Annotated in this window: 19 protein-coding genes; 9 read left to right on the top strand and 10 right to left on the bottom strand. The window is 51.1% G+C overall.

Features of this window, described 5'->3' with window-relative positions; all coding sequences use genetic code 11:
- The 4 genes from C5687_RS21590 to hslJ form a co-directional block, all read left to right on the top strand.
- Positions 1-1393, top strand: a 1393-nt coding sequence (locus C5687_RS21590) for a cytochrome ubiquinol oxidase subunit I (protein WP_104557879.1), incomplete at its 5' end; no start/stop codon positions are given.
- Complete coding sequence (cydB, locus tag C5687_RS21585; RefSeq protein ID WP_104557877.1) at positions 1393-2403, top strand: cytochrome d ubiquinol oxidase subunit II; 1011 nt, start codon at positions 1393-1395, stop codon at positions 2401-2403. The genes C5687_RS21590 and cydB, both read left to right, overlap by 1 nt.
- Positions 2403-2531 (top strand): DUF2474 domain-containing protein, encoded by a 129-nt coding sequence (locus C5687_RS21580; RefSeq protein ID WP_008501283.1) that lies wholly within the window; start codon positions 2403-2405, stop codon positions 2529-2531. The genes cydB and C5687_RS21580 overlap by 1 nt, the downstream gene beginning before the upstream one ends.
- 127 nt (positions 2532-2658) lie before the next feature.
- Positions 2659-3096: a heat shock protein HslJ gene (gene hslJ, locus C5687_RS21575; RefSeq protein WP_104557875.1), complete on the top strand. Its 438-nt coding sequence runs from the start codon at positions 2659-2661 to the stop codon at positions 3094-3096.
- Here the strand turns inward: hslJ and C5687_RS21570 are convergent, their stop codons facing one another.
- On the bottom strand, positions 3097-3363 hold the full coding sequence (locus C5687_RS21570) for a putative hemolysin (RefSeq protein ID WP_025759109.1): 267 nt from the start codon (positions 3361-3363) through the stop codon (positions 3097-3099).
- 271 nt (positions 3364-3634) lie between these two features.
- Between C5687_RS21570 and nifJ the strand changes: the two genes are divergently transcribed.
- Positions 3635-7159: a pyruvate:ferredoxin (flavodoxin) oxidoreductase gene (gene nifJ / locus C5687_RS21565; RefSeq protein ID WP_104557873.1), complete on the top strand. Its 3525-nt coding sequence runs from the start codon at positions 3635-3637 to the stop codon at positions 7157-7159.
- A 388-nt stretch (positions 7160-7547) separates the two neighbouring features.
- Positions 7548-8657 (top strand): porin OmpC, encoded by a 1110-nt coding sequence (ompC, locus tag C5687_RS21560; RefSeq protein WP_025759106.1) that lies wholly within the window; start codon positions 7548-7550, stop codon positions 8655-8657.
- 336 nt (positions 8658-8993) lie between these two features.
- Here ompC and C5687_RS25135 read toward each other — a convergent pair whose 3' ends face one another.
- From C5687_RS25135 to C5687_RS21530, 7 genes are all read right to left on the bottom strand, one after another.
- Entirely contained in the window at positions 8994-9071 is a 78-nt protein-coding gene (locus C5687_RS25135; protein ID WP_223239581.1) for a hypothetical protein, read from the bottom strand.
- 68 nt (positions 9072-9139) lie between these two features.
- Complete coding sequence (locus C5687_RS21555; RefSeq protein ID WP_104557871.1) at positions 9140-9562, bottom strand: GFA family protein; 423 nt, start codon at positions 9560-9562, stop codon at positions 9140-9142.
- 3 nt (positions 9563-9565) lie between these two features.
- Entirely contained in the window at positions 9566-9763 is a 198-nt protein-coding gene (locus C5687_RS21550) for a hypothetical protein (protein ID WP_025759104.1), read from the bottom strand.
- A 40-nt stretch (positions 9764-9803) separates the two neighbouring features.
- On the bottom strand, positions 9804-10253 hold the full coding sequence (locus C5687_RS21545; RefSeq protein ID WP_025759102.1) for a hypothetical protein: 450 nt from the start codon (positions 10251-10253) through the stop codon (positions 9804-9806).
- Between the two features lie 125 nt (positions 10254-10378).
- The gene (locus C5687_RS21540) at positions 10379-10720 is read right to left on the bottom strand and encodes a DUF1294 domain-containing protein (RefSeq protein ID WP_104557869.1); all 342 of its coding nucleotides are present in this window, start codon (positions 10718-10720) and stop codon (positions 10379-10381) included.
- A 90-nt stretch (positions 10721-10810) separates the two neighbouring features.
- Complete coding sequence (locus tag C5687_RS21535) at positions 10811-12334, bottom strand: EAL domain-containing protein (protein WP_104557867.1); 1524 nt, start codon at positions 12332-12334, stop codon at positions 10811-10813.
- 148 nt (positions 12335-12482) lie between these two features.
- Complete coding sequence (locus C5687_RS21530) at positions 12483-13490, bottom strand: AraC family transcriptional regulator (RefSeq protein ID WP_104557865.1); 1008 nt, start codon at positions 13488-13490, stop codon at positions 12483-12485.
- A 281-nt stretch (positions 13491-13771) separates the two neighbouring features.
- Between C5687_RS21530 and C5687_RS21525 the strand changes: the two genes are divergently transcribed.
- Positions 13772-15373: an aldehyde dehydrogenase family protein gene (locus C5687_RS21525; protein ID WP_104557863.1), complete on the top strand. Its 1602-nt coding sequence runs from the start codon at positions 13772-13774 to the stop codon at positions 15371-15373.
- 155 nt (positions 15374-15528) lie between these two features.
- On the top strand, positions 15529-16152 hold the full coding sequence (ycaC, locus tag C5687_RS21520; protein WP_104557862.1) for an isochorismate family cysteine hydrolase YcaC: 624 nt from the start codon (positions 15529-15531) through the stop codon (positions 16150-16152).
- Between the two features lie 286 nt (positions 16153-16438).
- On the opposite strand, the gene C5687_RS21515 is transcribed toward ycaC, so the two are convergent.
- Together C5687_RS21515 and C5687_RS21510 are read right to left on the bottom strand one after the other, a co-directional pair.
- On the bottom strand, positions 16439-17104 hold the full coding sequence (locus C5687_RS21515; RefSeq protein WP_104557860.1) for a GntR family transcriptional regulator: 666 nt from the start codon (positions 17102-17104) through the stop codon (positions 16439-16441).
- A 478-nt stretch (positions 17105-17582) separates the two neighbouring features.
- The gene (locus tag C5687_RS21510) at positions 17583-17819 is read right to left on the bottom strand and encodes a hypothetical protein (protein WP_104557858.1); all 237 of its coding nucleotides are present in this window, start codon (positions 17817-17819) and stop codon (positions 17583-17585) included.
- Positions 17820-18119: 300 nt separating this feature from the next.
- On the opposite strand from C5687_RS21510, the gene C5687_RS24660 reads away from it, so the two are divergent.
- Entirely contained in the window at positions 18120-18242 is a 123-nt protein-coding gene (locus C5687_RS24660) for a YoaK family small membrane protein (RefSeq protein WP_373467674.1), read from the top strand.
- Positions 18243-18286 lie beyond the last annotated feature (44 nt).

Raw genomic sequence — 18286 nt, 5'->3', positions numbered from 1 at the left:
CTTAGATGCTTTTCACCTTGCACGGATACAGTTTGCCTTTACCGTATCCTTTCACATTATTTTCCCGGCAATCACCATCGGTCTCGCCAGCTATCTTGCCGTGCTTGAAGGCCTGTGGTTAAAAACAAAAAATCCGGTCTGGCGCTCGCTGTACCATTTCTGGTCGAAGATCTTTGCGGTTAACTTTGGCATGGGCGTGGTCTCCGGGCTGGTGATGGCCTACCAGTTTGGTACCAACTGGAGCGGATTTTCACAGTTTGCGGGCAGCATTACCGGTCCGCTGCTGACCTATGAAGTGCTCACCGCTTTCTTCCTCGAAGCCGGGTTCCTCGGGGTGATGCTGTTCGGCTGGAACAAAGTCGGGCCGGGGCTGCACTTTTTCTCCACCTGTATGGTGGCGCTGGGGACCATCATCTCCACCTTCTGGATCCTCTCCTCAAACAGCTGGATGCAGACCCCGCAGGGCTATGAGATCGTCAACGGTCAGGTGGTACCGGTGGACTGGTTCGCCGTGGTATTTAACCCCTCCTTCCCTTATCGCCTGCTGCATATGTCGATAGCCGCGTTTCTGAGTAGCGCCCTGTTTGTTGGCGCATCCGCGGCATGGCATCTGCTGCGCGGGAATAATACCCCCGCGATTCGCGCGATGTTTTCGATGGCGCTGTGGATGACGCTGATTGTCGCCCCCATCCAGGCCATGGTTGGCGATATGCACGGGCTGAACACCTTAAAGCACCAGCCGGCGAAAATTGCCGCCATTGAAGGCCACTGGGAAAACCCACCCGGTGAACCTACCCCGCTGCTGCTGTTCGGCTGGCCGGATATGGAACAGGAGCGCACCCGCTTTGGGCTGGAGATCCCCGCACTCGGCAGCCTTATCCTGACGCACAGCCTGGATAAACAGGTTCCGGCACTCAAAGAGTTTCCCAGGGAAGACAGGCCTAACTCCACCATTGTCTTCTGGTCTTTCCGCATCATGGCGGGCCTGGGCATGCTGATGCTGCTGCTTGGCGTGACGGCACTCTGGCTGCGCTACAAAAAACGCGTTTATTCTTCCCGTCCTTTCCTGTGGTTTGCCCTGCTGATGGGGCCATCCGGGTTGATTGCTATTCTGGCGGGATGGGTAACCACCGAAGTGGGCCGTCAGCCGTGGGTGGTCTACGGCCTTCAGCGCACGAAGGACGCCGTCTCCGCCCATGGCGATCTGCATATGAGCGTGAGTTTGCTGGCTTTCTTCATCGTTTACACCTCGGTGTTTGGCGTGGGTTACAGCTATATGGTGCGTCTCATCCGCAAAGGCCCGCAGCCGCATGAATCTTTCGCTACCGAGTCCGACGGACGTCCGGCGCGCCCGCTTTCTGCCGTCACAACTGAACATAAGGAGCAGCCATAATGGGTATCGATCTTTCCATTATCTGGTTTGTCATCATTGTCTTCGCCACGCTGATGTATATCGTCATGGACGGTTTTGATCTGGGGATCGGTATTTTATTCCCGGCCACGCAAAACGCCGACGATCGCGATGTGATGGTCAACAGCGTCGCGCCGATCTGGGACGGGAATGAAACCTGGCTGGTCCTTGGCGGGGCAGCCCTGTTCGGCGCGTTTCCGCTGGCCTACGCCGTGATTATTGATGCCCTCACCATTCCGCTGACATTAATGCTGATCGGTCTTATTTTTCGTGGCGTAGCGTTTGAGTTTCGTTTTAAAGCCACGCCAGCGCACCGTCCGTTCTGGGACAAGGCGTTTATTGGCGGTTCCATTCTGGCGACGTTTACCCAGGGTGTAACGGTCGGCGCGGTCATTAACGGCTTTACCGTCACCGGCCGGGCCTATACCGGCGGGCCATTTGACTGGTTTACCGCGTTTAATCTGTTCTGCGGTGCGGGGCTGGTCGTCGCGTATGCGCTGTTAGGCGCGACCTGGCTGGTGATGAAAAGCGAAAATCCCCTGCAACAGCGGATGCGTGAGGTGTCGAAAATGCTGTTACTCGTGCTGCTGGCGTTTATTGCGGCGATCAGCCTCTGGACGCCACTGGCGCAGCCGGCCATCGCCGCGCGCTGGTTTACGCTGCCGAATCTGTTTTATCTGCTGCCCGTCCCGGCGCTGGTAGTGATGTTGAGCCTGTATCAATGGCGCTGTCTGAGTAATCCCGACAGCCATAATCGTCCGTTCGTCCTGACGCTGGGGCTGATATTCCTCGGCTTTAGCGGGCTGGGGATCAGCATCTGGCCACACATCATTCCTCCGTCAATCACCCTGTGGCAGGCCGCCGCACCGACGCAGAGTCAGGGCTTTATGCTGGTGGGCGCGCTGTTGATCATTCCCGTTATCCTGGTCTACACCTTCTGGAGTTACTACGTATTTCGCGGCAAAGTTCAGCATGGGGAGGGTTATCACTGATGCAACAACCGGTCTGGAAAAGATTACTGTGGCTGGCCATTATCTGGGGCGGCAGCGTACTCGCGCTGGCTGCTGTCAGTATGCTCTTTCGCATGTTGATGACAGCGGCAGGGTTTAAATCGCACTAACATTATTCCGGGCAGCCGTCGCGTTGCCCGACATCTCCCCCGCACTTTCAGATAAACCCCATTACCCCACGCTGGCGTATCGTTACACTGGAAACAGATTCACGGTATTTATAGTTTGAGAAGAAAAATGAAAAAGCTCATGGCGTTAAGTGTTATCAGTCTTGTCCTCACCGGCTGCGTTAATCCGGGTAAAGCTTCCGTTCAGCCGGAACAGCTCACCAGCCACCGCTTTGTGCTGGAAAATGTGAACGGTAAGGCCGTGAAGAGCACGACGACGTCACCTGAGATCAGTTTTAACGCACTGTCAGATATCAGCCTGGTTAATAACATCAGCGTTTCAGGCACAATGTGTAACCGCTTCAGCGGACAGGGGAAATTGTCCGAAGGCGAGCTGAAGGTGAAAACGCTGGCCATGACGCGCAAGCTCTGTACTGAACCACAGCTTAACGAACTGGATCAGGCCATCGGCGACATGCTGCGCAAAGGGGCGCAGGTCGACCTGACTGAAGACCAGTTAACGCTGGCGACAGCCGATAAAACGCTGATGTTTAAGCGTGCAGACTAATCAGTAATTACCGCAAGTTCCAACGGCAAGCGACTGTTCACTACAGCGTTTGCCATTTGGCAAGGCGCACATCCCAATAGCCGAACCATCGAGCTGGCGGGCCACCGACAGCGAACCGCCAATCATCGCGCAGTTAGCCTGACCGGAGCTGGACATCGCGGCTTTCATTCCCGGTGCCACGTGAGCGGCCGTTGCCTGCTGGACAGGTTCACTGCTGCATGCCGACAACAATAATGCGGCACACCCTACCAAAAACGCTGAGCGCATGCTCTCCCCCCCATGAATAATGCGAAACCTATGCATAATAGGCATCCCATCCCGTGTCGTCGAGATCGGAAGTGCGTATTTATGCGCTTCTGAAACAAATTCTCGCAATTTTTCTGCCAAAAGTTTGATCTACTCATTGATGGCAAGAATAACGAGGACACAAAAGCGAAAATCGAAAAATCCCCTGTTTGCTAGAATACACAGATAATATTCAGGGTTTGTTGCCGTAATACAGACCCCTATTTTTTGCGCAATGTAAGGGTGTTGTCCTATGCAAACTATTGACGGTAATGGTGCAGTTGCCTCAGTCGCGTTTCGCACCAGTGAAGTTATCGCCATCTACCCGATTACGCCAAGCTCCACCATGGCTGAGCAGGCAGATGCCTGGGCCGGTAACGGGTTAAAAAACGTCTGGGGCGATGTCCCAAGAGTGGTTGAAATGCAGTCCGAAGCCGGTGCGATTGCGACGGTACATGGCGCACTGCAGACCGGCGCACTTTCCACGTCCTTTACCTCTTCTCAGGGATTATTGTTAATGATCCCGACGCTGTACAAACTTGCGGGTCAACTGACCCCCTTCGTTCTGCATGTTGCTGCACGTACCGTTGCCACCCACGCGCTCTCTATTTTTGGCGATCACTCTGACGTGATGGCCGTGCGCCAGACCGGTTGCGCCATGCTGTGCGCCAGCAGCGTTCAGGAAGCTCAGGACTTTGCCCTCATTTCGCATATCGCCACACTCAAAAGCCGGGTTCCGTTTATTCATTTCTTTGATGGGTTCCGCACCTCGCATGAGATCAATAAAATCGTCCCGCTGGCAGACGATACTATCCTGAATCTGCTGCCGCAGGCGGAGATCGACGCCCATCGCGCCCGAGCCCTTAACCCGGAACACCCTGTTATTCGCGGAACATCGGCAAACCCGGATACTTATTTCCAGTCTCGTGAGGCCACTAACCCGTGGTACAACGCGGTGTACGACCATGTTGAACAGGCGATGAATGACTTTGCCGCTGCCACCGGCCGGGAATATAAGCCGTTTGAGTACTACGGCCATCCGCAGGCAGAGCGCGTTATTGTGCTGATGGGTTCAGCGATTGGTACCTGCGAGGAAGTCGTGGATGAACTGCTGACGCGCGGTGAAAAAGTTGGCGTGCTGAAAGTGCGTCTCTATCGTCCGTTCTCGGCGAAACATCTGCTCTCTGCGCTGCCGGAAAGTGCGCGTGCCATTGCGGTGCTCGATCGCACCAAAGAGCCGGGCGCACAGGCGGAACCGCTGTATCTGGATGTGATGACGGCCCTGGCAGAAGCCTTTAATCAGGGCGAGCGAGAAACGCTACCGCGCGTGATCGGAGGTCGCTATGGTTTGTCCTCCAAAGAGTTCGGACCAGACTGCGTGCTGGCGGTATTCAACGAACTCAGCGAAGCGAAGCCGAGGCCGCGCTTTACCGTCGGCATCTATGACGATGTGACGAATCTGTCCCTGACCTTACCGGAAAACACCCTGCCCTCGACGGCCAAACTTGAGGCGCTGTTCTACGGTCTCGGCAGCGACGGGAGCGTCTCCGCGACCAAAAACAACATCAAAATCATCGGTAATTCGACGCCATGGTATGCCCAGGGGTACTTTGTCTATGACTCCAAAAAAGCCGGTGGTCTGACCGTTTCCCACCTGCGCGTGAGTGAACAGCCTATCCGTTCTGCCTATCTTATTTCTCAGGCTGACTTTGTTGGCTGCCACCAGCTGCAGTTTATCGATAAATACCAGATGGCTGAGCGCCTGAAACCCGGCGGTATTTTTCTCCTGAATACCCCATACAGCGCAGAGGAGGTCTGGTCGCGCCTGCCGCAGGAGGTTCAGGCGGTGCTTAATCAGAAAAAAGCCCGCTTCTACGTGGTTAACGCGGCAAAAATAGCCCGCGAATGTGGCCTGGCCGCGCGTATCAATACCGTTATGCAAATGGCCTTCTTCCATCTGACCAACATTCTGCCGGGTGACAGCGCGTTAATGGAACTGCAGGGGGCGATTGCCAAAAGCTACAGCAGTAAAGGTCAGGAACTGGTAGAACGCAACTGGCAGGCGCTGGCGCTGGCCCGCGAGTCGCTGTTTGAGGTCCCGCTACAGCCGGTCAATGCCGCAAGCCCGAACCGTCCTCCGGTAGTGTCCGATGCGGCGCCTGATTTTGTTAAGACCGTAACGGCGGCGATGCTGGCCGGGCTGGGCGACGCCCTGCCCGTCTCGGCGCTACCGCCGGATGGCACCTGGCCGATGGGCACCACCCGCTGGGAAAAACGCAACATCGCCGAAGCGATCCCTGTCTGGAAAGAAGAGCTGTGTACGCAATGCAACCACTGCGTGGCGGCCTGCCCGCACTCTGCCATTCGCGCCAAAGTGGTTTCCCCGGAAGAGATGGAGTCCGCCCCGGCCAGCCTCCACTCGCTGGACGTGAAATCCCGCGATATGCGTGGACAGAAATACGTACTGCAGGTCGCACCGGAAGATTGCACCGGCTGTAACCTGTGCGTTGAGGTCTGCCCGGCGAAGGATCGGCAGAACCCGGACATCAAAGCCATCAATATGATGTCACGTCTGGAGCACGTCGAAGAAGAGAAAGTGAATTATGACTTCTTCCTGAGTCTGCCGGAAATCGATCGCAGCAAACTGGAACGTATTGATATCCGGACTTCACAGCTGATCACCCCACTGTTCGAATACTCCGGTGCCTGCTCCGGCTGTGGGGAAACGCCGTATATCAAGCTGCTTACCCAACTGTACGGTGACCGGATGCTGATTGCCAACGCGACCGGCTGTTCATCTATCTATGGCGGTAACCTGCCCTCCACGCCGTACACCACCGACGCCAACGGCCGCGGCCCGGCCTGGGCGAACTCATTGTTTGAGGATAACGCCGAGTTTGGTCTGGGCTTCCGCTTAACCGTCGATCAGCATCGCGCCCGCGTGATGCGCCTGCTGGACCAGTTTGCCGATAACATCCCTGCTGAGCTGAACGCGGCGCTGCACGCTGAAGCCACACCGGAGGTTCGTCGCGAGCAGGTCGCAGCACTGCGCAACGCCCTGAAGGGTGTAGACGGTGCACAGCAACTGCTGACTGACGCCGACGCCCTGGTCGAAAAATCGATCTGGCTGATTGGTGGTGACGGCTGGGCCTACGACATCGGCTTTGGCGGGCTGGATCACGTGCTGAGCCTGACCGAAAACGTCAACATCCTGGTGCTGGATACGCAGTGTTATTCCAATACCGGCGGCCAGGCATCAAAAGCCACGCCGTTAGGCGCGGTCACGAAATTTGGTGAACACGGTAAACGCAAAGCGCGTAAAGATCTTGGTGTGAGCATGATGATGTATGGTCACGTTTACGTCGCGCAAATCTCGCTGGGCGCGCAGCTTAACCAGACGGTAAAAGCGATTCAGGAAGCGGAAGCGTACCCTGGCCCGTCGCTGATCATTGCCTACAGCCCTTGCGAAGAGCATGGATATGACCTGGCGCTTAGCCACGATCAGATGCGACAGCTGACGGCGACCGGTTTCTGGCCGCTCTACCGGTTCGACCCACGCCGTGCGGACGAAGGGAAATTACCACTGGCGCTTGATTCGCGTCCGCCGTCAGACGCCCTGGCCGAGACGTTAATGCAGGAACAACGCTTCCGTCGCCTTAACGCCCAGCAGCCGGAGGTGGCTGAACAGCTCTGGAAAGACGCCGCAGCCGACCTGCAAAAACGGTATGATTTCCTCGCGCAAATGGCGGGTAAAGCCGAAAAATCGACCAGCGACTAGTTTCTCTGCCCGGCTTGTCCGGGCATTTTTTTGCCATAAAAAAGCCCGGTATTTTCACACCGGGCGCATCCAGATAATTAATGAATATCTATTTAGTTTCCTGAATAACATTCATGGGAATTATGGATAAATAATCTTAAAGGCATATAACGCCGCTAAGATTAACGTAATTTAGTTCAGTTTAATAATTTTAATTTAATATACTTAACCTTAAAACATTCATCAAACCAATGATCATTACTGCTGATTTATTCGGTTTAGATTTTACTTAATTAGTAACAATTATAATTTATTACTCTTACTCAGGAGTGATTTAGCATGAGACAACTTTCTGATTCGGGAAGTTCAACAGATTATTAAATAAAAACAACCGCAAAGGAATATCATAATGCAAAGAAAAGTACTGGCCCTGATGATTCCGGCTCTGTTAATGGCTGGCGCAACGCATGCAGCAGAGATTTATAATAAAGACGGCAATAAATTAGATCTGTACGGAAAAGTAGATGGTCTGCACTACTTCTCCGACGATAAAGGCGCTGACGGGGATCAAACCTACATGCGTCTGGGCTTCAAAGGTGAAACCCAGATCAACGACATGATGACCGGTTATGCACAGTGGGAATACAACATTCAGGCCAACAACACGGAAGGATCTGATAACCAGTCCTGGACGCGTCTGGCCTTTGCTGGCGTAAAAGTGGGTGATTATGGCTCCTTCGATTACGGTCGTAACTATGGTGTTCTGTACGACGTGGAAGGCTGGACCGATATGCTGCCGGAGTTTGGTGGCGATTCCTACACCAAAGCCGACAACTTCATGACTGGCCGTGCCAACGGCGTGGCAACTTACCGTAATACCGACTTCTATGGTCTGGTACAGGGCCTGAACTTTGCGCTGCAGTATCAGGGCAAAAATGAAGACGCCAGCAACAATCAGGAAGGAACCAACAACGGTCGCGACACGCGTCACGAGAACGGCGACGGTTTCGGTATCTCCACCACCTATGACTTTGGCATGGGCATCACCGCGGGCGCAGCCTACACCTCTTCTGACCGTACCAACGAGCAGGTGATGAACACGACCGCCGGTGGCGACAAAGCGGATGCATGGACTGCAGGTTTGAAATATGACGCCAATAACATCTATCTGGCGGCAATGTACTCTGAAACCCGCAATATGACGCCGTATGGTGATAACACCGACGCCGTGGCGAATAAAACCCAGAACTTCGAAGTGACCGCGCAGTACCAGTTCGATTTCGGCCTGCGTCCGACCCTTTCCTACCTGCAGTCTAAAGGTAAAGACCTGGGCAACGGCCAGGGTGACCAGGATCTGGTTAAATACGCTGACATCGGCGCGACTTACTACTTCAACAAAAACATGTCCACCTACGTTGATTACAAAATCAACCTGCTGGATGAAGATGACAGCTTCTACAAAAACAACGGCATCGGCACGGATGATGTCGTCGCGTTAGGTCTGGTCTACCAGTTCTGATTGCCTGAGCCCGCATCACGGTGCGGGCTCGCCAGTTTTTTACGTGTGTCACAAAAAAGGCATTCCTGAATGCCGTGGTTGACTGTAGGTTGAGATAAAAGTGATTAAACTAAGCTGAAAGCCTTTACCCACTAAGGATAATAGCGTTGTTTAATCGAGTATCCCTTACCGTCCTTGCTCTTTTAGCGCTGCTATGGATGGCATTAATTTTTGATTTTGCTGATATTGTCGGGCATCTTGGCGCGCTGTTAAATCACCTGGATGGCAGCTAGCCTTATTACCTGGCAAATAAAAAGCCACCAGCAGAGCCGGTGGCGGATAAACGCAGCTGTTGCGTTATTTTTTCACGGGTTGTGGCTTTTTATCCCCTGATTCCGGGGCCTCACGCGGATCGTCTTTTTCAACACAGAGCATAATTTCTCCTGTTTCAGTTAACCACTCTCCACTATAGCCAGGCTCTTTAAAGAGTGGCCAGGCGGCAATTACGCCTGACCCGTCCCTTTCTCACGAAAAGAGAGATAGCCAAACACCCCGCTTTCACCATCCATGGGATGGTTAACACCGTCCATCACCGTGACCACCGGGAAATCAAAGGGAGAAACGTTTTCTAAACAGGCGACATTCACGCCGTATTCATTGGGATTCGACCGCCGCTGATGAAACGTGTAAATCCCGCACACCGAGCAGAAGAAGTGCCGCGCTGTTCCCGTATTAAAGCGGTACTCGGTGAGCTTATCCTCACCTTTCGTCACCGTAATCCCCGACAGCGGCGCGGAGACAACGACCGCGCCCCGCATTCGACAGAAGGAACAGCTGCAGCGCCGTGCGGTGTTCAGGCCATCAGAGAGCTCAACGGTGAATGCCACCTCACCGCAATGGCACTTTGCATGACGTTTTTCAGCCATTGACTATACCCCTTTTCTTACCAGTTCGGCAGCTTTAAGGAAAACCTCATCTTCAACACCGTCGCCTTTTTGCCTGCCGAGCCTGACGAGTTCATCAACAATGCTATCGCGATGGATCGGTGTTTGTGCTGAAACCAGCCCAATAACCGCGGCCCCAATCGCCAGCCCCACTAGCCCTGTTTGTTCATCGTTATTCATCATGCGCATGCTCCTGGTACAATCCACAAGCTTAGCAGGATTTTTAAAAACGCGGCGTCAGCCCGTATTTGGGCGTTTTAATATTGGCGGCCCAAATTTTGATATCGTTTTGCAGGAGGATAGTGAAATCAGATTTCAGATGCGTCACCATCTCATTGACGCTCTGTGCATCGATCACAGAAAAATGCTCAATTTTGTTTCGCCCGACCTGAACACAAAAATATTTTGCCGGCAGCACTTTACCGTTAACGTTGAGCAGTGGTTTATTCTCGCTGCATTGCCCTTCAGTGATATAGGACACCAGCAAATTGGCAGAACGCCGCTCGGGTTGGGATATGCTGACCATGACGGGGAAACCCTCTGAGGTTTGCGTCATGTCATAAAGCACCGCATTCTTCAGATACCAGGTATTATATTCCCGCTCCTGAAAAGCAGACCAGCAAGGTGCAGAAAAGGCCACCAGTACTGCCAGTGTAATAGAGGCTATTTTCATGGGATGTTGTCGTCCGTGTTGTTGCACGTATTATTCAGATTTTGCAAAAAACAGCAACCCCTCAAAAATAACCCTACCACTATTGGCAGTGACGGAGGGTTAATTAGCCAGGTGCGATGCGCTCATTAAGGAGAAAAAGGGAAAAAATGATACGCTGCCGCCATCACAGCGATGCTGATAATGACGCTGATAAAAAAACAGGTTTTAAAAGGCTGTTTTTGGGTTTTATGGCGAAAGAGTTGTTGGCCTACAATGGCGCCAGGCCAGCCGCCCGTCACGCCGAAGATCAGCAACGTGGCTTCCGGGACCCTGCGCATCCCTTTGCGCGCCGCCATTTTATCCGCGCCATATATGGCCATCGTCAGAACATTGATCAGCAGAAACCAGATAACCAACGGATTCGGGGTCAGCAGACTGCCGATGGCAGCGAAAATCAGGAGTAGATAGCAAAAGCGATTGAGCGTCATTGTTTTGGCCACGGGCGGTTAAACGTTTTGGAGGTCGCATTATAGCTAAAATAGAAGGAGTTTAATTCTGTAAAACAGCGTTGATAAACCTCATTCCACCATTACTTTCACTTTCGGCTTCGACAACAGGACTTTTACCAGTTCCTTAAACGGTGTGGGTTTGTAGAAGTAAAACCCCTGTAAAAACTTAATATGATTTCGGGTGAGATAATCAAGTTGCTCTTGTGTTTCAACCCCTTCCGCCACAATACTGATTGACAGTTTTTTTGCCAGCTCCAGTACCGAATCCAGTATCACGGTTGAGTCCTCACTGGCATTCACCCTCGCAACAAAGCTTTGGTCGATTTTGATGTAATCAATGTGCAGATCCTGCAGGTAGGACAGACCTGAATATCCCGTTCCAAAATCATCCAGGGCAATGGCAAACCCTATCTCATGCAGCGCATTCAGGGTCTTCACGAGATGTTCATCAACATGAAGCGGTTCACGCTCGGTCACCTCAACGACAAGGTTAAGATCATGGCGAACAAAGCTGCGTTTGTACTGCAGACACTCGTCAAAAAAAGTGGAGGAGACAATATGAGACGCACTGAAGTTAATGCCGACATGAAACCCTTCTGGCAGCAACGTTGAGATCGAATTCATCTGCGCAGCAACCTGGCGCATTAAGCTCTGGGTTAAGGGAATGATTAAGCCTGATTTCTCCGCAAGAGGAATAAATGAAGCGGGAGAGATAAACCCTGACTGCGGATGCTTCCATCTGGCCAGCACTTCTACCCCGCGCAACGATCCCTCTTTACCGCTCACCACGGGCTGGTAATAGGGAATGATTTCATCTCTGTCTATGGCGGTGCGCAGCGACTCTGCGGGGGAAACGTCCTTAGAACGATATCGCTGAAGAAGATACGCAGAAAAAGCGGAAATAAGCAGCAGGAATAGCAGCACCCCGCCCGCCCGATTGAATAATCTCGTCAGGCTAAAAAATGGCGGAGAGTGAAATTCAACTGAGAAAGGATAATCAGAGGCTTTTACCGCTAAAATCTCGTTATTTGCAGGCACAGCTGTCGCCACATCATCTGACAAACTTAAAAGACGATTGCCGACGCGTAATGAATATTTCACACCATTTAATGGCATATCCAGGGCATCCCGAATATGGCTGTCGCTGATGCTCACCATCACGCGGCTTCCGGCATGATGTGTTTGATAAACGAGAACAGGCAGGCCGTTGACGGTACTGGCCGAAGGAACGAGTAGCAGCGTTGTTTCGGGTAGCGCGAAGCTGTTGACCAGCAGTACGCGGTTTCCCGGCAACGAAGAGCACCAGACCGCATCATTTTTCAAAATGACGATCGTTCTGAGATGAGGCTGTAGCGCTGCCTCAGTCCCTAGCCGATACTGCCCTTCCACGTCACACTCATGCTCAGCAAGCTGCATCGCCATCTGGCTGGCATGATGGGCCTCTTTAAGAATGACAGTCACATTCCTGACGACATAATTGGCTCCGGCAAGGCTGTCAGCTCGTGCAGAATACCAGACCTGTAAATTGATAATAAAAACGCCCAGGATAAAAATTGTCGTGGCTGCAGCTAAGGGAATAGATGCATGGCGCATTTAAGGTTCTCGACCAGTGTGGAATTGTTATCGTCTTAAGCATGGTTGATAAAGGAAGAAATACCATATAAGGGATCGGTAATTTTCTCTCAAATCAGGTTGCTTCTGTGCACTCTTTCGAACAACAAGGCTACCGCCATGTTTTTCTTCAATTCAAGCGCATGGCATTGCGGGCACTGTCAGGTGTTTGCCCGGTCCAGAGCTGAAATGCGCGATAAAAGGAGTTGGGATCTTCGAAGCCGAGGAGGAACGCGATTTCTGCGCCGGACATCGTGGTATTTGCCAGGTAGTGGCGGGCGAGGCTCTCACGCACCCTATTGACCAGGGTTCGAAAGTTTTCCCCCTCCTCTTCGAGGCGACGTTGAAGCGTACGCTTGCTCAAGCCCAGTCGCTCTGCAGCTTTCTCAATGGTAGCCGCATTACCAGGTAACAGTTCCAGTAAGACAGCACGCACGCGATCCGCAGTAGACGCCGTCGCATCGAGTTCACTGAGCCGACGGCGAAGATCAGGTTCGAACGCGCGAAACATGCTTTCGTTGACCGTCAGAAATGGACGCAAAGCATCCACAGCGGCGAAAGCGATACCTGGGCACTCCCCGTTTTGCACGGGCACACCGAAGAAATTCTCGTAACGTCGGGGATAATGAGCGGACGGAAGCGGCGGAAGGATGACGCGATGCGCCTTAATGGGCTCACGGGTAGCGAGTCTGGCCAGTCGCAAGAAAAACGCAATCTCGGCCACTTGCAGCGAATAGGGCACATCGGTTTGCATCAACAACCAGCGAGGCGTTACTACCAGCTCGCCTGCGTCGCCCGTGTTTACTTCCAGGCTCATGGGAGCCACAAGTTGCTTGTATTTGGCGAGGCGCTGCATGGCCTGTACCAGATTAGCGCTGCACAGGGCAGCGAACAGTGGCGGGTTGAAAGAATCAGCCGAGAGGGTCTCGACGATGCGTAAGGGAAACATGACATCACTTGCCTCAGCTTCCAAAGCGCGCCAGAAACGAAAATAGTCTTCGGTAGACAGTCCTTGTCTCGCACGGGAGAGTAAATCGTCCGGAAGACCGGCCCGACGCAATACATGACCAGGCTGAACACCCAGGTCCTTCAGTATGGCCAGCCAGCCGATATCCATTGGAAACGTTTTGTTTTGCACCCTCAGAACTCCGTCATTATTGCTCATTCAACCGACGCTCAGAGTATAGAGCAGTCATGCGTTAATACTCCTTCAAACTGCGCCACAATGACAGCGCATTGCGCCATCCTGCAGCATTCCGGGGCTCTGGCCCCTGTACTGGCATCTCTCGCATTAAACGTGGCGCGGATTGCCAGAGCGTTGTCGCGGCTTGCGTCCTATAGTGAGCTGTAAATATCGCACCAGGTCGGACACGCTCCATCTGTCCTGAACTGTCCAATCTGAACAATGGAGAAATTCCAATGAATGCTACCAACGCTATCGACCAACTGGCCCCCCAAAAATGGACCGAAACATCTCCCGCAGAACGTTTGCGTCTTCTGGAGGAAATCCGTGCAAACATGAAGAAGTACGGTGATGACCTTGCCCTCGCTGACAGCAAGATGAAGAATGGCATCCTCGGTGCGCCTCTTTTTTCACACCCCATGTCTAAGGTTGCGACCGTCGTTCCTATGGCGAGTACAGTCTCGGCCGCCATTCACCTTTACGAATCCATTCTCGACGGCAAGATGCCTCAACCGCTGAGCGTGGAAAAAGTTAGCGAGGATCTCTACGACATTTATGTCTTTCCGCAGGAGCGGAAGGACAAGTTGATGTACGCGGATCAGAAGAGTCGCATCCGTGTGAAAGGTGAACCGAAACAAATCAATCCGATGGAAAAGCCTGCCGGTATTATTGCCGTGCTGGGGGCCGGCAACTACAGTTCGGCGCTCGAGGTGTTGAAAGCGATCTTCTTCGAGAACTGTGCGGTCGTGCACAAGCCGCATCACCTGAACGAAGAAACCGACAGGATCTGGGCGAAGATCATGCAGCCACTGATTGATCAGCACGTTCTGAGCTTCTGCGATGCCGATCAGGGACAAGACCTGACCGTCGACCCCCGCCTCTCCAGGATCTACTTTACCGGTGGAACCGGAACGGCCGAAGCCATCATGTCAGCCACTGAGACGCCTCTGATCTCCGAATGTGGCGGCAACAACCCGTGCATCATCGTGCCGGGCGACCGGCCCTGGACAAAGAAGGAAATTGAGCACCAGGCAGTGCAGATCGCCACCATGGCAAAGTTCAATGGTGGTGCGAACTGTGGTCGTCCTCAGACCCTGGTGACAAGTAAGTACTGGCCTCAGCGCAAGGAATTCCTTGATGCACTGCGGGTCGCACTCGCGGAGACGACCCCGGCGATGGGTATGTACTACCCAGGAGCTGACAAGGTGGTGGCGGGTTTTCGACAGGCCTATCCCGAGGCGGAAGTACTGCGCCCAGAAGGCGGCAAGTATCCGCATTCCGATGTCATATTGATCACCGGAGTTGAGCCCGGCGGCTACGCCACTTCACATGAAGCGTTCAGCCTGGTACTCGCTGAGGTGCCACTTGACCTGCCAGCCAATGCCACGGGCTTCCTCCCTGGTGCCGTCAAGTTCGCCAACACCCAGCTACTGGGCACGCTCGCCAGTGCGATCCTGATCGATGAGGACACCAGAAAAGCCCATCAGAAAGTACTCGAACAGGCTGTGTCTGACCTGGAATATGGTGCGGTCGCCATCAATGCCATGCCATCTTTCATTTTTCTTAACCCTTATCTTACCTGGGGAGGAAATGAGGCCGGCAAAAAGTTCGTTTCTGGTCGCGGCAACTTCGGCAATTTGCTCAATTACGAAAACGTCGAGAAAGCGATCATGGAAGCCAGGTTTATGTCACCAGGGCACATGCTGTACACGAACAAGCGCGCTTTCGACAACATGGCCGCGAACATGGCGTCTTTCGCAGTCGAGCCAACCTGGATGAACCTGACCTGCCTGATGGGGGATGCCATCCGCGATAGCTTCCGCAAAAAAGATTTCTGAGCCGGAAACTATAGCAGAGCGCATTGTTCCAGTAACTGAACAATGCGTCCTGATAACATTACTTTCTAAGTGGATTTAACAAACTATAATAAATTCACCCTTCGCGGCAACACACTTCCACCAACACACTGTAACTAAAGGGAAAAGGTGACATTATGAGTAAGCCATATGTTCGTTTAGATAAAAACGACGCTGCCGTTCTGATGGTAGACCATCAAACCGGACTCCTGTCCTTAGTACGCGACATTGACCCGGACAAGTTCAAAAATAACGTTCTTGCACTGGGTGATCTGGCAAAGTATTTTGGTCTTCCAACTATTCTGACGACCAGTTTTGAAAACGGTCCTAATGGCCCATTAGTCCCTGAACTTCAAGAACAATTCCCTGATGCTCCCTATATTGCCAGACCTGGCAATATTAACGCATGGGATAACGAAGATTTCGTTAAAGCTGTTAAAGCAACGGGCAAGAAACAATTAATCATCGCGGGTGTAGTCACAGAAGTATGCGTTGCCTTCCCTGCCCTTTCTGCCATTGAAGAAGGATTCGATGTGTTTGTTGTTACCGATGCGTCGGGTACTTTCAATCCAATAACTCGGGATGCGGCATGGGATCGAATGTCTAACGCTGGCGTGCAGTTAATGTCATGGTTTGGCGTTGCATGTGAATTGCACCGTGACTGGCGCAATGATATTGAAGGTCTGGGTAACCTGTTCTCTAATCATATCCCCGATTATCGCAACCTTATGACGAGCTTTAATTTACTGAACGCTAAGTAAATTGATCCTTCGCAGTCCTCCTGTTAGACAGGAAGGACTGCGATTTTATTCCGGTTTGTTGCTTGTGAAGCACTTTCGGAACAATCTTTTCTCGGGGGGGGCCCTCTCGCTTCTGACGCAGACCAACCAGGAATTCTTTCCGCTGCGCGGTTTCAACTCGCTGTCGGTGATTTTCCTCGCTCCTGGCAAGATAGAGTGACCAGAAAACCCATGCCTTTAGGGAGATAACGTCATTTTTCTATTTTAAGAAAATATTTGTTTAATTAAAAGGTAAATAATCTTGTGATTACGAGAATTGTCTTTTCAGGAGCGAATCGCTTTCTCCTAGTAATACAGCTATCGCTGATTGCGAAGCTTCAACATCTCTTTTTTCAAGAGCTATAAGCAATGGGCTAAAACGTGATGGGTTGGTAAACATGCCAGAGTGCCCCTCGTATATAAAATTGAAATATGGACCAAGCCTTAACCACACCTGGAGAAGAAATTCTCTGACTACCGGTTTGTCTGCAATACGATATAGTTTAAAACGTACCAGTCGGTTAGTTTTCAAAGCATTTTGTACGTTATGTTCTTTCACTGACTCTGAAAATAATTCAGTTAGTTCCTGAAGCTCTTTTATCTGTATGTTGGAGATATGCATACAAACTGAAGCTATGATATGTGCTTCAAGATCTCTGCACATGAACATTAAATCATTATAATGCTCTTGTTTAACTTCAGGAACGATGAAAGATCGCGAAAATGATGCTTGAATCACCTCATACGATGAAAGACGCATGAGTGCCTCCCTTACTGGGGTAAGACTTGTTCCCAATCCTTCTGCAATTTCTTGTGCAATAAGACGTTTTCCAGGTTTGAGTGCTCCAGATAAAAACGCGGCTTTAAGACGATTTTCTACCTGTTGTGTAAGGCTATTTTTTTCAATTTTATTGAAGGTCTCTTTTTCTGGCATCTTCGTCTTCCTGATTTAAAAAACAGCAGCATCTGACATTTTCATCTGTGTACCTGTCTGCAGTTTTTAAACACACATTTCACATGCAACTTCAAACATTCCAAAGCCATAAAACACCAATGGATAATGTGGACATTGGCAACCTCAGAGTGTTTCTTATAAGTATGAATTAACATTAAACAGATTACTGACTATTCAGATAAATCACACCTAACCACACTATAAATAAGGTTTTTGAATGATGCCTCTGTTGTGCTTTGTAAGTAACAAATAACTCTCACTTTTCTAAAAATTTTTCAAGAAAAAAATGAAACGTTTGTTCAGTGCTCTGGGTTTTAAGACTATTCTAAAATTGAGAGCGCATAATCTATGAACAGTCATTTTGCATTTGTAACCGCGCCGTACCCGCGTTTGTCAACAAAACAGCGCTGTCTTTGCGTATCTAAACCACACCCAGCGCAGGTATTTGCTTACAGGTTTAGTCCTGCACTCTGGAAAGGATCAGTTCTTCAAGTCGCTGCATATCAACTTCAATGCGCTCCATGTCCGGTAAACCTGAATACCCGCGCAGTGCAAGTAAAAACCAGAACCGTACAATTACTGAGGCCCTATCGATCTCTATTGCATAACATCTCCCACTTTGACGGAGGTCACATTTTTTAATCTCGGCTTCCGCAGCCTGAAAGAGTTGATTATAACTGAGTGAAAACGACATTTGCCCTCCGTTACCAGGAGTCACTAAAAGACAGATACGTAATTATGGCCTTAATGTACATAATTCGTGATTCGATGTGTATTTTTTTGGAGGCTGGGTAGGTAACAGAAATTCGGCTATGAACTTAGATGCCTGAAACCCGACCAAAATGAATATTATTTATGCACAAAATATATTATATCCATTAAAATATATTATGTTATTTTTTTGATAAATCATAAGATGTATGACTATAGCCCTATTCTCGTAGCAATTGCATAATTTAAACCAGGTGTTTATGATATTATAACCTTGGTATATATGAGAAAAGATAAGGGTTATTGTATGAGAATTGGATATCTGTTCCCTTTTGTGATTTTTATGCTTGCTGTGGGACTACTCGCCTGGTTTATTATTGGCGGTTATTATGCGCCAACACATTAAAAAAATGCCCTCACGGGGAGGGCAAAAGGTCTTGTTAAGTTAAG

It is taken from the genome of Enterobacter sichuanensis (assembly GCF_002939185.1).
GTDB classification, from domain to species: domain Bacteria; phylum Pseudomonadota; class Gammaproteobacteria; order Enterobacterales; family Enterobacteriaceae; genus Enterobacter; species Enterobacter sichuanensis.
The sequence above is the reverse complement of the archived record's forward strand: the minus strand, read 5'-3'. Positions and strand labels throughout refer to the sequence as shown.

Excerpts from the sequence above, each read along its gene's own strand:
- cydB (WP_104557877.1), top strand. The coding sequence starts at position 1,393 with ATGGGTATCGATCTTTCCATTATCTGGTTTGTCATCATTGTCTTCGCC.
- C5687_RS21580 (WP_008501283.1), top strand. The coding sequence starts at position 2,403 with ATGCAACAACCGGTCTGGAAAAGATTACTGTGGCTGGCCATTATCTGG.
- hslJ (WP_104557875.1), top strand. The coding sequence starts at position 2,659 with ATGAAAAAGCTCATGGCGTTAAGTGTTATCAGTCTTGTCCTCACCGGC.
- C5687_RS21570 (WP_025759109.1), bottom strand. The coding sequence starts at position 3,363 with ATGCGCTCAGCGTTTTTGGTAGGGTGTGCCGCATTATTGTTGTCGGCA.
- nifJ (WP_104557873.1), top strand. The coding sequence starts at position 3,635 with ATGCAAACTATTGACGGTAATGGTGCAGTTGCCTCAGTCGCGTTTCGC.
- ompC (WP_025759106.1), top strand. The coding sequence starts at position 7,548 with ATGCAAAGAAAAGTACTGGCCCTGATGATTCCGGCTCTGTTAATGGCT.
- C5687_RS25135 (WP_223239581.1), bottom strand. The coding sequence starts at position 9,071 with ATGCTCTGTGTTGAAAAAGACGATCCGCGTGAGGCCCCGGAATCAGGG.
- C5687_RS21555 (WP_104557871.1), bottom strand. The coding sequence starts at position 9,562 with ATGGCTGAAAAACGTCATGCAAAGTGCCATTGCGGTGAGGTGGCATTC.
- C5687_RS21550 (WP_025759104.1), bottom strand. The coding sequence starts at position 9,763 with ATGATGAATAACGATGAACAAACAGGGCTAGTGGGGCTGGCGATTGGG.
- C5687_RS21545 (WP_025759102.1), bottom strand. The coding sequence starts at position 10,253 with ATGAAAATAGCCTCTATTACACTGGCAGTACTGGTGGCCTTTTCTGCA.
- C5687_RS21540 (WP_104557869.1), bottom strand. The coding sequence starts at position 10,720 with ATGACGCTCAATCGCTTTTGCTATCTACTCCTGATTTTCGCTGCCATC.
- C5687_RS21535 (WP_104557867.1), bottom strand. The coding sequence starts at position 12,334 with ATGCGCCATGCATCTATTCCCTTAGCTGCAGCCACGACAATTTTTATC.
- C5687_RS21525 (WP_104557863.1), top strand. The coding sequence starts at position 13,772 with ATGAATGCTACCAACGCTATCGACCAACTGGCCCCCCAAAAATGGACC.
- ycaC (WP_104557862.1), top strand. The coding sequence starts at position 15,529 with ATGAGTAAGCCATATGTTCGTTTAGATAAAAACGACGCTGCCGTTCTG.
- C5687_RS21515 (WP_104557860.1), bottom strand. The coding sequence starts at position 17,104 with ATGCCAGAAAAAGAGACCTTCAATAAAATTGAAAAAAATAGCCTTACA.
- C5687_RS21510 (WP_104557858.1), bottom strand. The coding sequence starts at position 17,819 with ATGTCGTTTTCACTCAGTTATAATCAACTCTTTCAGGCTGCGGAAGCC.
- C5687_RS24660 (WP_373467674.1), top strand. The coding sequence starts at position 18,120 with ATGAGAAAAGATAAGGGTTATTGTATGAGAATTGGATATCTGTTCCCT.